The sequence below is a fragment of the Mediterraneibacter catenae genome (assembly GCF_008691045.1).
Lineage (GTDB): Bacteria > Bacillota > Clostridia > Lachnospirales > Lachnospiraceae > Mediterraneibacter > Mediterraneibacter ornithocaccae.
This window is the reverse complement of record NZ_VMSO01000001.1, coordinates 53,826-67,119: the sequence shown is the minus strand read 5'-3', so window position 1 is coordinate 67,119 and position 13,294 is coordinate 53,826. Positions and strand designations below refer to the sequence as shown.

General features: G+C 46.2%; 11 protein-coding genes. 7 read left to right on the top strand and 4 right to left on the bottom strand.

Annotated features, from left to right (window positions below):
* The first annotated feature begins 21 nt into the window (after positions 1-21).
* From FNY66_RS00280 to FNY66_RS00260, 5 genes are all read left to right on the top strand, one after another.
* A complete protein-coding gene (locus FNY66_RS00280) occupies positions 22-861 on the top strand; it encodes a class II fructose-bisphosphate aldolase (protein WP_150309936.1) in 840 nt (279 codons plus the stop codon).
* Positions 854-1,831 (top strand): carbohydrate kinase family protein, encoded by a 978-nt coding sequence (locus FNY66_RS00275; protein ID WP_150309935.1) that lies wholly within the window; start codon positions 854-856, stop codon positions 1,829-1,831. Before FNY66_RS00280 ends, FNY66_RS00275 begins: the two co-directional genes overlap by 8 nt.
* 46 nt (positions 1,832-1,877) lie before the next feature.
* Positions 1,878-2,870: an NADH-dependent methylglyoxal reductase gene (ydjG, locus tag FNY66_RS00270; protein ID WP_087151055.1), complete on the top strand. Its 993-nt coding sequence runs from the start codon at positions 1,878-1,880 to the stop codon at positions 2,868-2,870.
* Between the two features lie 83 nt (positions 2,871-2,953).
* Positions 2,954-3,811 carry a DeoR/GlpR family DNA-binding transcription regulator gene (locus FNY66_RS00265; protein WP_087151056.1) on the top strand — a complete coding sequence of 286 codons (858 nt, stop codon included), beginning with the start codon at positions 2,954-2,956 and terminating at the stop codon, positions 3,809-3,811.
* Positions 3,812-4,196: 385 nt separating this feature from the next.
* On the top strand, positions 4,197-5,558 hold the full coding sequence (locus FNY66_RS00260; protein ID WP_150309934.1) for a dicarboxylate/amino acid:cation symporter: 1,362 nt from the start codon (positions 4,197-4,199) through the stop codon (positions 5,556-5,558).
* A 94-nt stretch (positions 5,559-5,652) separates the two neighbouring features.
* Here FNY66_RS00260 and FNY66_RS00255 read toward each other — a convergent pair whose 3' ends face one another.
* Complete coding sequence (locus tag FNY66_RS00255; protein ID WP_150309933.1) at positions 5,653-8,262, bottom strand: transglycosylase domain-containing protein; 2,610 nt, start codon at positions 8,260-8,262, stop codon at positions 5,653-5,655.
* A gap of 150 nt (positions 8,263-8,412) precedes the next feature.
* On the opposite strand from FNY66_RS00255, the gene FNY66_RS00250 reads away from it, so the two are divergent.
* Positions 8,413-9,066, top strand: coding sequence for a YigZ family protein (locus FNY66_RS00250; RefSeq protein ID WP_150309932.1), 654 nt, complete (start codon positions 8,413-8,415; stop codon positions 9,064-9,066).
* A gap of 81 nt (positions 9,067-9,147) precedes the next feature.
* On the opposite strand, the gene hpf is transcribed toward FNY66_RS00250, so the two are convergent.
* From hpf to typA, 3 genes are all read right to left on the bottom strand, one after another.
* Positions 9,148-9,705: a ribosome hibernation-promoting factor, HPF/YfiA family gene (gene hpf, locus FNY66_RS00245; RefSeq protein ID WP_087151060.1), complete on the bottom strand. Its 558-nt coding sequence runs from the start codon at positions 9,703-9,705 to the stop codon at positions 9,148-9,150.
* Positions 9,706-9,792: 87 nt separating this feature from the next.
* Entirely contained in the window at positions 9,793-10,407 is a 615-nt protein-coding gene (locus tag FNY66_RS00240) for a transporter (protein ID WP_150309931.1), read from the bottom strand.
* A 51-nt stretch (positions 10,408-10,458) separates the two neighbouring features.
* Positions 10,459-12,288 carry a translational GTPase TypA gene (gene typA, locus FNY66_RS00235; protein ID WP_150309930.1) on the bottom strand — a complete coding sequence of 610 codons (1,830 nt, stop codon included), beginning with the start codon at positions 12,286-12,288 and terminating at the stop codon, positions 10,459-10,461.
* A gap of 249 nt (positions 12,289-12,537) precedes the next feature.
* Here typA and FNY66_RS00230 point away from each other — a divergent pair, with 249 nt between their 5' ends.
* Positions 12,538-13,167 carry a single-stranded DNA-binding protein gene (locus tag FNY66_RS00230; protein ID WP_087151063.1) on the top strand — a complete coding sequence of 210 codons (630 nt, stop codon included), beginning with the start codon at positions 12,538-12,540 and terminating at the stop codon, positions 13,165-13,167.
* Positions 13,168-13,294: the final 127 nt, after the last annotated feature.

Sequence of the window (13,294 nt, the reverse complement as noted above, 5' to 3'; positions counted from 1 at the left end):
GGTGAGAAAGGAGAATAAGTTATGATATCAGATATCAGATATTGGGAAAAGAAAGCAAGTGAAGGACATTACGCAATTCCTCATTTCAACGTGTGGAATGCAGAGATGCTGATGGGCGTTATCGATGCCGCAGAGGAATTGCGTGCTCCGATCATTATCTCTTTTGGAACTGGATTTACAGGGAACACTTCCTTTGAAGACTACTGCTATATGATGGAATCTATGGCGAAAAAGGCAACTGTACCGGTTATCCTGCACTGGGATCACGGACGCAATATGACGATCCTGCAGAATGCGGTAAATCACTGTATGAACTCTGTAATGCGTGACGCTTCGGCTCTTCCGTATGAGGAAAATGTTGCAGAGATAAAGAGATGCGTTGATTATTTCCATGCATATAACATTCCTGTAGAGGCCGAGCTCGGACATGTAGGAAATGAGACAATATATGAAGAAGCTCTGGCGGAGTATCACTATACAGATCCGAAACAGGCGAAGGACTTTGTAGACAGAACAGGGTGTGATTCTCTGGCGATCGCTATCGGAAATGTACACGGAGTATACTCTTCCGAACCGAAACTGGCGTTTGATATACTTGAGGAAGTTGCAAAGACAGTAGATGTTCCTATCGTACTGCACGGCGCTTCCGGCATCGGCGATGAGGATATCAAAAAAGCAATCTCTCTTGGAATCGCAAAGATCAATATCCATACAGAACTGTGCCAGGCTGCGATGGAAGCGATCAACGAGCATAAGGACGAGCCGTTCCTGGCAGTAGAACGAGCTGTAAGACAGGCAGTGAAAGAGCGCGCAATGTATAAGATTAAATTGTTTGGTGATGATGGAAGGGCTGATGAATAAAGTGAGTAAAGGTACAGACGTAATTATCATCGGGGCGGCGATCGTGGATCTGCCGCTGCGCCCGGTGAGCAAAGAGGTGTTTGATACCGTCTCTTATCCGGTGGATGGGATTTCCATGACCATAGGCGGAGATGCCATAAATGAAGCTACGATCATTACAAGGCTGGGACATAAGGTGTCGCTGATGAGCTGTATCGGCGTCGATGTGGCGGGCGCTTTTGTGCTGAGTCATTGTGAACGTACCGGAATTGATACTACATATATCAAACAGGATCCCGGAATTGACACCTCGATCAATGTGGGGCTGGTAGCTGCGGACGGGGAACGTACATTTATTACGAACCGTCAGGGCAGCCTGTGGAAATTCAAATATGATGATTTGGATCTGTCCGCCCTGAAGGATGCGAAGATCCTCTCGTTTGCAAGTATTTTCAATAATCCGCTGTTTGATAACAAGGCAATGGTATCCGTATTTAAGAAAGCTAAAGAAGAAGGCATGATCATCTGTGCGGATATGGTATCCCCCAGACTAAATGAAAAACTGGAGGATATCACGGAGGCGCTGGGGTATGTGGATTATTTCTTCCCGAACTTTGAAGAAGCCAGCGAAATGACAGGCGAGACAGACGAGGCAAAGGTTGCCGATAAGCTGTATGCGTGCGGAGTGAAGAATGTGGTCATGAAGATTGGAAAGAGAGGCTGCTATATCCGCAATGCACAAGGAGCACAGATTGTTCCGGCATGCAAAGGAGTGACAGCCATCGACACGATCGGCGCCGGAGATAATTTTGCCTCAGGGTTCATAACCGGACTTCTTGAGGGCAAGAGCATCCGGGACTGTGCCGTCTATGCAAACTGTACGGCGGCTGTGTCGGTTCAGTATGTCGGCGCTACCGGAGGAGTCCAGGAGAAGGCGGATGTAGATAAGATGCTCGCGAAGTATCTTGCGGACTACGGACAGCAGCAGTAAAATCTGTACGGACAGGTACCGGACAGGAGAAAGGAATAAATCAGTTATGAAAACAATGAAATTAGGAAAAACAGGTATTGATATCTCAAGAATCGGTCTTGGCACATGGTCCATCGGCGGCGGTTCTGCATGGGGCGGAGACCATGATCTCCAGGTTGTAGTTGACACGATCAGGGAAGCGCCGAAAGCAGGTGTCAACCTGATCGATACAGCACCGGGATATAACTTCGGAAACAGTGAAAAGATTCTCGGAAAAGCACTTGAAGGTATGAACCGTGAGGATCTTGTGATCATCACAAAATGCGGAGTTACGTGGGATCAGGAAATGAAAGGCGATATGTTTAATGTCGTAAACGGTATCCAGCTTTACAAGAACTTAAACAGCGAGTCCGTAAAGAAAGAGATCAAGGCATCTCTGGAGCGTATGGGAACAGACTATGTAGATGTATATATGACGCACTGGCAGTCAATCGAAGGCTCTCCGTATTACGTGCCGATCGAAAAGACAATGGATGTACTTAATGATCTGAAAGCACAGGGAAAGATCAGAGCGATCGGAGCTGCAAATGTAGATATTCATCATATCGAAGAATACCTGAAATGGGGAGATCTTGATATTGTACAGGCAAAATACTCCATACTTGACCGTGGAATTGAAGACGAGATTATTCCATGCTGCCGTGAGAACGGTGTGACAATCCAGGCCTACTCGCCGCTTGAGATGGGACTTTTATCAGGAACAATGCCGAGAGACTACAAACCGGTAGGCGCGCAGATTCCGAAAAAATGGTTTCAGCCGGATAACATGCAGGCTGCTATGGATATGATGGACAAGTGGAAACCGCTTTGTGAGAAATACAACTGCACGATTGCCAATCTTGCACTTGGATGGATCCTGGCACAGGGAGATTTCATGAACCTTCTCAGCGGCTCAACTACAGCAGAGCAGATTGAGGAAAATGTAAAATCTGCAGAACTGGATCTTGATCCGGAGGATGTGGCTTACATGAGAGAACTGGCAGAAGAGATTGACAAATAATCGGTAAAATTGGGCTGTCTGCTTTTTAAAGACTGTTTCATTTGATTTCAACCTCAAACATGTAGGTTTTAAAGGAGGATAACATGCTTTCACAGGACAAAAGTCTTGCAAAAACCAACCCGGAAGGTATATTATTAGATAAAGAAAGGATAAATACCGTGAGCGGGGAAAGGGAAGAAAGTATGGCCGGCAAAGAGAGATTGATGGTCATCCGCCAGACTGTTCAGACCGAAAAAAAGGTAACTGTCAGTGATCTGAGCAGAATATGCCGGGTGACGGAAGAAACTATTCGAAGAGATCTGGATAAGCTCGAGACTGAAGGAATTCTGACAAGGATACACGGCGGCGCTATCTGGAATGAGGGCGCCCAGAAAGAAGGCATCCATTTTTACAGGAGGTTGAGCAGACATCTGAGAGAAAAACAGGAAATTGCCAGGAAGACAGCGAGACTTCTAGAGGGAAAGAGCACGATTATTGCAGATTCCAGCACGACAGTGGTAGAGGCATTGAAGATTATCCCAGAGTCTCAGGAGATTACGATCGTGACAAATTCCACAGAAGTATTTCGGGAATTTCAGCAATCGCCCTTTAATATTATTTCCACGGGCGGGGAATTTAACAAAAAGGCTCTGTCTCTTCAGGGTCAGCTGGCAAAGACCAATGTTGAAAAGTATAATGTAGATCTTGCGCTGATCAGCTGCAAGGGCCTGAGTATCGAAAAAGGCGTCCTGGATTCCAATGAGAGCGAGGCGGAGATCAAAAAGGCTATGCTTGCCCAGGCGGAAGAAGTGGCTCTTCTGGCAGATTATTCTAAGTTCGGACAGTCGGCGTTTGTCAATCTGATTGATCTGAAACGTGTGAACTATCTTGTTACGGATAGAAAACCAGACGACGAATGGGTCGATTACTGCAACGAATATGGTATAGAGCTTATATATTAAGCCGCTTTATCCCGGAAAATGATGGAAACTGAATATTGACAGAATGTGCACTGAAACAGGGGTGCCGGAATCGAGGAGATATATTTACCCGAATCCGGCCCCCTGTTTCCGTATATGAAGGCTCATCCGCAGAGAAATGAAGAGGAATTTTTTGTTTGCTTTTGGAAATATCTTTGAAACGAAAATAAAATGCATAAATCAAAAAAATATATAACAAAAAAAATCAAAAAAATTGGTTAAAACATAGAAAAATCTTTGAAATAAAGAAAAAATGTTGACATTAAACTTTCTCAATCGTAAAATACATGTAAAGCATTCGTGCAGTATACACAATGAGAAGTCATTGGTATACAAGTTAAAAACAAAAAACGGGGAAGGTGGAATTATGGCAAACGAAAAGAAAGAAAAGAAGAGAGGTTCAATTGTCAAAAGGATGATCATCGCAGTGATCGCCGGCTTTGTAGTCGGTTTTCTGTGTCTTGTCCTCAGAGAATTTCTCAATGGAAACGGAAATGAAGGAGTCTGGAATATTGTAGACGCGATATTCTTCCAGGATATCACGGCAACAGACGGGTTTGAAGGGCTTGGCCTCCTTTATATTATCGGGCAGCTTTTTATGAGAGGACTACAGATGGCGATCGTACCACTGGTACTGACCTCGTTGAGCCTTGCGATGTGCAGTCTGGCTAATCCTGAGAGGCTGGGGAAGATCGCAGGCAAGACATTTATTACATACATATGCTTTTATGTTGTAGCAGCAGCTCTTGCCGGGGCGGCAGCTTACTTTGTAAGAAGCATGGGATGGTTTAACGTCAACCTGCCAAGTGAAATGGCGACAGAAGCAGTAACGATGGAAGGATATAATCCGCTGACAGCTGTCATTACGGCTGTACCGTCAAACCTGTTTTCGGCATTTACATCAAATAATGAGATTCTGGCAGTGTGTGTGGTAGCGATCATAATGGGATTATGCATGACATTCTTAGGCGAAAAGGCAGATCCTTTGAAGAAAGTGCTTGAGAATCTCAATGATATTATTCAGATGTTCCTGAATTTCCTTATCGACAGAGTGGGACCTGTTGCGATTTTCTGTATGATCTGCAGGACACTTGCTGTTTACGGTGTGGAATATATCAGACCGACGCTTGTATGGATGATAACAACCATCATTGTTAGTCTGGTGCTTGTATCTACTATATATCCCATCGGTATTTTCCTTACCACACGGCTGAATCCGATTCCGTTCCTTAAGAAATCATTTAAGATCGGTCTGTTTGCGGCGGCAACAAACTCATCGGCAGCAACACTTCCGCTGAATACAAAGACATGTATCAATGAACTTGGCTGTACGGAAGAGATCAGCAGTTTCGTACTCCCGACAGGTATGACGATCAATATGAACGGTACGACAGCAATGCATATGATAGCGATCACATTTATTGCTACAGCGGCGGGAATCGATATCACACCGTCAACACTGGTTATGGCAGCATTCCTTTCAATTTGTACAGCAATGGGGTGCCCGGCGATCCCTGTAGCGGGAACAACAATGGTATATGTCGTTATGTCCGGACTCGGAATGACTTCAGAACTGTGCATGATCGGCTATTCATTAGTTCTTGCAATGAACTATCTGCCGGGAATGGCGGTTATCACATTGAACGTTATCGGTGATGCAGCTACAAACGTTATCGTAAACTTTAAAGAGGGCGTGCTTAATAAAGAAATCTATAATAAGATGGATTAATATAAAAGGATCATGACGGTCACATAAACAAAGAACGGAACCCCTTCACGGTATAAAAGGAAGGGGTTCCGTTCTTTATGGTATGATCTTTCTTTTATCCTTGCGGTGCTGTTCCGCCGCCGCCGGTGTTACCGCCGCCGGTGTTACCGCCGCCGGTGTTGCCACCGCCGGAATCGCCGCCGCCGGTACTGCCGCCGCCAGTGTTGCCGCCGTCAGTATTGCCGCCGCCGGTGTTGCCCCCAGTATTATTGTCACCGGTATTATCACCGCCGGTGTTATTGTCACCGGTATTATCGCCAGTTGTATTGTCCTGATTATTATCGGTATTTGAGTCCTGTTCCTCGCTGTCTTCTTCCTCTTCTTCCGGTTCAGGTTCAACGTAATGCCCTGAGCAGCTCTCGGTAGGTAGTGTATCTGCATCGAAATAATCTGTTCGGGATGGACAACTGCTTACTGCCAGAAGTCCGGTTTCCGTACATATTGTCCTTTGCACAACAGAAGAAGGCATCTCGAAGTCTTTATCTTCAAGGTTCTGGTGTATCCTCTCCATGATGGCATTCCAGATAGAAAGATGCCAGGAGCCGTAGCTCGCCATGGATTTGTTGGAATCATAACCTCCCCAGATACCGGCAGTGTAGTAAGGTGTAAATCCGACAAACCAACGGTCCGCATAGTCGTCTGTGGAACCAGTCTTACCTGCTGTTGTCATATTGCTTAATCCGGCACCGTAACCTGTACCACTGTTGACTACATCCTCCATGGCACTGGTCAGAAGATAAGCAGTGGAGTCCTTTATTACCTCATGAGTGGACGGAGTTGAATTGTCGATCAGGACATTGCCGTCATGGTCAAGGATCTGTGTGTAAAGGACTGGTTCCGTATATGTGCCGCTGTTTGCAATAGAAGCGAATGCGGCAGTCAGCTCGAGATTGTAGACACCGTTTGTGATTCCTCCGAGCGCCGTTGCCTGAGCAATATCGGAATCGCTGAGCGTTGAAAATCCGAACTCTTTCAGATATTCGTATCCGGTCCGCAGTCCGACGTCATCAGTGAAGGTCTCTACGGCAATCGTATTACATGATATCTTGATCGCATCGCGGACGGACATGGCTCCGCGGTAACCGCTGTAGGAGTTGGGCACGTTCTGTCCGGTTGCATATTTGTACGGTTCGTCTACCTTCGTCGTTGCAAGAGTAATCTTACCCTCGTTCAGGCCGGGCGCATAAGTTGAAAGGATCTTGAATACAGAACCCGGCTGCTGAGGGTCGTCAGTGGCGCGGTTGAACGTGAGGTTTCCTGATTTCTCGCCGCGGCCCCCTACGATGGCTTTGACTTCGCCGGTGTACTGATCCATGACGACGAAAGATACCTGAGGCTGCAGCGTGACAGTGTAATTCTCATCAACTGTATCACCTGCTTCTGTATTAATATTCAGTGTGCTCTTATAATCTTCGATCGCCTGCTTGGCCTCTTCCTCGGAAGAGAAGACAAGAGGGTTGCTGTCCCCGGTTGTTTCCCGTATATATTGACCGAGCATTTCCCTGCTGTAGTTCTCGGCAGTTCCGTCGGCACGATGGATCGTAAGAGCGAAATCAAGCCCGTACTCCTTGACCGGATAATAGTCTTCATTAGAGATTACTTCATCGCAGATATCCTGGATCGACGTATCCTGCGTGGAAGTGATCGTAAGTCCGCCGCTATAGAGCAGATTGTATGCCTGTGTCTCCGAATAGCCCTTTACATCCATAAGATCCTGAACAACATCTTCGATCAGAGCGTCAGTGAAGTAGGAGTAAGGAGTAGTATCCTGTGTGACGGCTGCGGTCTCAAGAATGCGGTCGTACACCTTATCTGCTATAGCTTCATCATATTCAGCCTGGGTGATATCCCCCTGCTCCAGCATATTATCGAGGACGGTTTGCCGGCGCTGCGCATTTTTTTCAGGGTTTGTCACCGGGTCATAAGCAGTCGGATTCTGTGTGATAGCTGCAATGACCGCGCATTCGGACAGCGTCAGATCAGAGGCTGATTTGTTAAAATAGCGCTGAGCCGCAGTCTCTACTCCGAGACATCCCTGCCCCAGATTGATCGTGTTCATATAAGCTTCCAGAATCTGTTCTTTGCTCATTTCTTTTTCAAACTGCAGGGCCAGATACTGCTCCTGGAGCTTACGTTCAACTCTCTCAAAACTGCTCTCGTTGACAAAATCAGGAAAGATATTGTTTTTGATAAGCTGCTGTGTAAGTGTACTGGCACCCTCTGAAAAATTAAAGCCGTTGGTAATTCCCACTATTCCGGCACGTATAACGCCCTGAAGGTCAACTCCGTTGTGTTCGTAAAAACGTTCATCCTCAATGGCGACAAATGCATGCGGAAGATATTCGGAATTGGCTGTGATCTCCTCATATGTCTTGTATACACGGTTTGAATCGGAGTCGCTCAGAGTCTCGATCACGTTCCCGCTTTCATCCGTGATATTGGTCGTATATCCCTGCGGAAGTATGTCCTCTGCCGAGACATCCGGTGCGTTGTCTATAATCTTCTTGGCGAAAACCGCCGCCCCGGCGACGCATATGATACCCAGAAGGATTATACATATGATAAGAGCTTTAAAGAACCGTACGCCTACACGTTTCTTTTTCATTCTTTTTTTTGAAGAAAGAGCTTTCTTTCTTTTGGAAAGATTTTTTTTCCCGTAATTCACGAATAACATCCTCCTTTTCAACTCTCATGATTATATCAAATATACGCATATAAATAAAGTTAAAAATAAAATCTTCATATTTTCTAAATTATTTGATAATATAATATCGTTAATCTGCAGAGTGCGGATTTCGCCGGAAGGAGAATTGGTATGGACAGATATGATACTGTATACAGAGGCGGAACAGGAGAGTATATCGAAAAGAGATCACGTTTTATAGGGCAAGTTTATCCGGTGGCCTCTGAAGAGGAGGCTTTCGCTTATCTGGAGGAGATAAAGAAGAAATACTGGGATGCAAGACATCACTGCTGGGCATATATAATCGGAAGGAATCCTGCTTCAGAGCGGATGAGTGACGACGGGGAACCGGCGGGTACAGCGGGAAAACCGATCCTTGAAGTGATCCGCGGCAAAGGGATCACGAATGTTTTGGTTGCCGTTACCCGGTATTTTGGAGGCACACTCCTGGGGACAGGCGGTCTTGTGCGGTCATATACTGCCGCGTCTGCCGAAGCGCTTTCCCACAGTGTGATCATTACCAGAATTTTCGGATTCAGAGTGGACATCCATACAGACTATGCCGGACTGGGAAAGATACAGTATCTGATCGCTCAGCGGGGCTTGTATATACAGGATACGGTCTATACGGACCGGGTGGTGATATCGGTCCTTGTTCCGGAGGAAGAAGAGAGGGCGTTCAGTAAAGAAGTGCAGGAAGGGACGAACGGACAGGCTGTCATGGAGAAAAAAGGTGACTGCTGGTTTGCGCAGACAGAAAATGGCATCCAGATCTGGAATGAATAAAAACCGCCTGTGAAAGCGGTATTTCATGAGGGACTCATGGAATCCGTTTTCACAGGCGGAGGTAAAACGTGTGATCAGAAGTTATGAGAATTCAGGCTCGATCAGACCGAAAGATCCGTCTTTTCTTTTGTATACTACATTGACCTCTTCGGTCTCTGCGTTGGAGAAAACAAAGAAGCTGTGTCCCAGAAGTTCCATCTGAATACATGCATCTTCAGGATACATCGGTTTAATGCCGAACTTTTTCGTACGTACGATACGGATTTCGTTGTCCTCGGGAGACTCTTCTTCAGACTCTATGAATTCTTTCCGGATACTGCCGGACGGTGCTGCTGAAGTAGGATGTCCCTGATTCTTTGCAACCAGCTTGTTTTTATATTTGCGGAGCTGGCGTTCGATGATCTCTTCTACGAGATCGATAGATACATACATGTCATTGCTTGTCTGCTCTGAACGGATGATGTTTCCCTTGACAGGGATCGTCACCTCAATCTTCTGGCGACCTTTCTCTACGCTTAAGGTAACAATGATTTCTGTTTCAGGAGTGAAGTACCTCTCAAGCTTGCCTAATTTCTGTTCAATTGCGTCTTTGAGTCCCTGTGTTACTTCAATGTTTTTTCCGCTGATGATAAAATTCATACTGTTCAACTCCTTTTGTTTATATTTTACATAAACATGTGTTAAATATGTGTATGTATTATGTAAATATTATAACATGGAAGATGATTAATGTATAGAACGAATCACTTCTATGCGGGTGATTTTTCCATCCCTCACTTTAGCGATACGCAGGCCGAAGTCGGAAAAGTACACGCATGCCCCGGATCCAGGCTCAGTATCGTCTTCCTCCATTTTCCGGAGAAGGACATCAAGCAGGGTGTCATCTTTGTCACTGTAAGGAATATCAAGATGGAACAGTCTGTTAATCCGGCATACTTTCTGAGAAGCACGGAAAACAGTCTTTTCTGTCTCGTCAAAAGGAGCAAACAGGAACTTCCTTGTAGCGAACAGGATCGCGATTGCGATGACTCCGATGAGACTGTTCAACGGAGATGAGTGATCGATGATCACCTGGCGGGCAATGGCGAACAGCAGCACCTCAAATACCGTGATCGGCGTATGAAGATACAGCATGCGGATCAGCTCAACACCGATAATCAGGTTGAAACATGAGGTGAGAAGATCGTCGTAATTCGGATAAGTATTCAGATCCGGGAGCTCACCTATGGAGAAGATGAGCTGGACGATCATAATAATGATGCCGCAGGCAAGCAGAACGGCGATAATGAACTCCATGATCTTTGTCAGGTGTTTTAAAAACAGACGTGCGTATTTCTCCATAAGTATCTCCTCATTTTCGTACAAATGTTTATTGTTAATCGGCGCTGTCTTTTACTGCTTCATGGCACTCCGTTTTCTCATTCTGGAATCCAGGATCTTTTTACGGATACGCAGTGATTTCGGAGTTACCTCAAGCAGTTCGTCTGTATCGATAAAGTCAAGCGCCTGCTCCAGGCTCAGGATACGAGGCGGTGTCAGACGGAGCGCTTCGTCTGCGCTGGAGGAACGGGTGTTGGTCAGATGCTTTGTTTTGCAGACGTTGAGCTCGATATCCTCGGCTTTTCCGTTCTGCCCGATGACCATACCGGCGTATACTTTCTCGCCGGGACCTATAAACAGTGTACCACGCTCCTGAGCGCTGTACAATCCGTAAGTAACGGATTCTCCGGTTTCAAATGCGATAAGGGAGCCTTGTTTGCGGTACTGGATATCTCCCTTGTACGGTGCATAGCCGTCAAAGCTTGTATTCAGGATCCCATTTCCTTTCGTATCAGTCAGGAACTCTCCGCGGTAGCCGATCAGACCTCTTGAAGGAATAGAAAACTCCAGACGTGTATAACCGCCGCCTGTAGTGCCCATGTTCCGGAGTTCCCCCTTTCTCTGCCCGAGCTTTTCGATCACTACGCCGGTAAATTCATCCGGGACATCGATGTAAGCAAGTTCCATTGGTTCCAGCTTTTTGCCGTTTTCGTCTGTATGGTAGAGGACTTCAGCTTTACTTACGGCGAATTCGTATCCCTCTCTGCGCATGTTTTCGATGAGTACGGACAGATGCAGTTCCCCGCGTCCGGATACCTTAAAGCTGTCTGTGTTTTCCATTTCTTCCACACGCAGGCTGACATCCGTGTTAAGCTCACGGAAGAGGCGGTCTCTTAAGTGGCGGGAGGTTACGTATTTGCCTTCCTGCCCGGCAAATGGACTGTCATTTACAATAAACTGCATTGCGATCGTAGGCTCCGAGATTTTCTGGAACGGGATCGCTTCCGGCTTCTCAGGAGAACAGAGCGTGTCTCCGATAGAGATATCGGAGATACCGGAGATGGCTACGATAGAACCGATAGTCGCTTCTTTTACCTCTACTTTATTCAGACCGTCAAATTCATACAGACGGCTGATCTTTACTTTCTCCTGCTTGTCAGGATCGTGGTGGTTTACAAGCACCATATCCTGATTCACAGCAATGGTTCCGTTGTCTACTTTGCCGATACCGATACGTCCTACATATTCATTGTAATCGATCGTGCTGATGAGCACCTGTGTCGGGGCATCCGGATCACCTTCGGGAGCAGGGATGTAGTCCAGAATCGTCTCGAAGAGAGGCTTCATATCACGTTCTTCGTCGGTAAGATCAAGTACGGCTACACCTGCTTTGGCAGAGGCATAGACGAACGGGCATTCAAGCTGATCATCGGAAGCGCCGAGATCGATAAAGAGTTCGAGCACCTCATCGATCACCTCTTCCGGGCGGGCTTCAGGACGGTCAATCTTATTGATGCATACGATGACCGGAAGATTCAAATCCAGCGCTTTTCTGAGCACGAATTTTGTCTGTGGCATAGCTCCCTCAAAGGCGTCCACCACGAGGATTACGCCGTTTACCATCTTGAGGACACGTTCCACTTCGCCGCCGAAGTCAGCATGGCCGGGGGTGTCGATGATGTTGATCTTTACGCCATTGTAGTGGACAGCAGTATTCTTGGAGAGGATCGTGATGCCTCTTTCCCGTTCGATGTCGTTGGAATCCATGACACGCTCCGCAACTTCCTGATTCTCGCGGAATACGCCGCTCTGTTTTAACAGCTCGTCGACCAGAGTCGTCTTGCCGTGATCGACATGAGCTATAATGGCAATATTTCTTACATCTTCACGTTTTGTTTTCATAAATATCTACACTCTTTCCTTATAAATATAATCATAGTTCATATAGCTGCAACTTCCTTATTCTATCACAAAATATATATTTGACAAGTGCTCAGGAGTTGAAAAAGTTCAGTGTTTATATTGACAAGAATAGGTGATGAGAAATGTGTCGAATGATTTTTGTCACTGAAAGTTCTAAATAATGATATTATTTCATAAATTTAGTAGTGACTCAAAAATACCAGGAAGAGGAAGGGAGAACTACAGATTATGTCAGATAAGATCATTGAGAACAATCAGGTAACAGTCATAGGAACAGTGGTGTCGGAGTTTACATACAGCCACGAGGTATTCGGCGAGGGGTTCTACATGGTAGACATCCTTGTCAGGAGACTGAGCAGTTCAAATGACAGGATTCCGGTCATGGTGTCGGAGCGGCTGATCGATGTGACGGAGGATTACAGGAACCGGTGCATCATGGTGACAGGGCAGTTCCGCTCTTACAATCGCCATGAAGAGCAGAGAAATCGGCTTGTGCTGTCCGTATTTGCACGGGAGATTGAGTTTGTGGAAGAAGAGCCGGACGGAGCAAGGACAAATCACATCCTGCTTGAAGGATATATGTGTAAACGTCCGGTGTACCGGAAGACGCCGCTCGGAAGGGAAATCGCGGACCTGCTGCTGGCAGTCAACAGGCCGTATGGAAAGTCAGATTACATCCCGTGCATCTGCTGGGGCAGGAACGCGAGATATGCGTCGGGTTTTGAAGTGGGTGAGCATGTCCGGATACTGGGACGCATCCAGAGCAGGGAATATGTAAAGAAACTCTCTGAGACAGAGACGGAAACGAGGACAGCATATGAAGTCTCCGTGAGCAAGCTGGAGTGCATAGAAGAGTAAGTAACAGAGTCATTGTTAAAAGGATATCATATATTGAGATTAACTCTCAGATATGGTATCCTTATTTATATGCGAAGAAAGACAAAATCACCTGAGGATACGGTGGTTACAGCCTAAGTATAATTCA

Bases quoted from the DNA above. Each gene is read 5' to 3' on its own strand.
- FNY66_RS00280 (WP_150309936.1), top strand. From the start codon at position 22: ATGATATCAGATATCAGATATTGGGAAAAGAAAGCAAGTGAAGGACAT.
- FNY66_RS00275 (WP_150309935.1), top strand. From the start codon at position 854: ATGAATAAAGTGAGTAAAGGTACAGACGTAATTATCATCGGGGCGGCG.
- ydjG (WP_087151055.1), top strand. From the start codon at position 1,878: ATGAAAACAATGAAATTAGGAAAAACAGGTATTGATATCTCAAGAATC.
- FNY66_RS00265 (WP_087151056.1), top strand. From the start codon at position 2,954: ATGCTTTCACAGGACAAAAGTCTTGCAAAAACCAACCCGGAAGGTATA.
- FNY66_RS00260 (WP_150309934.1), top strand. From the start codon at position 4,197: ATGGCAAACGAAAAGAAAGAAAAGAAGAGAGGTTCAATTGTCAAAAGG.
- FNY66_RS00250 (WP_150309932.1), top strand. From the start codon at position 8,413: ATGGACAGATATGATACTGTATACAGAGGCGGAACAGGAGAGTATATC.
- hpf (WP_087151060.1), bottom strand. From the start codon at position 9,705: ATGAATTTTATCATCAGCGGAAAAAACATTGAAGTAACACAGGGACTC.
- FNY66_RS00240 (WP_150309931.1), bottom strand. From the start codon at position 10,407: ATGGAGAAATACGCACGTCTGTTTTTAAAACACCTGACAAAGATCATG.
- typA (WP_150309930.1), bottom strand. From the start codon at position 12,288: ATGAAAACAAAACGTGAAGATGTAAGAAATATTGCCATTATAGCTCAT.
- FNY66_RS00230 (WP_087151063.1), top strand. From the start codon at position 12,538: ATGTCAGATAAGATCATTGAGAACAATCAGGTAACAGTCATAGGAACA.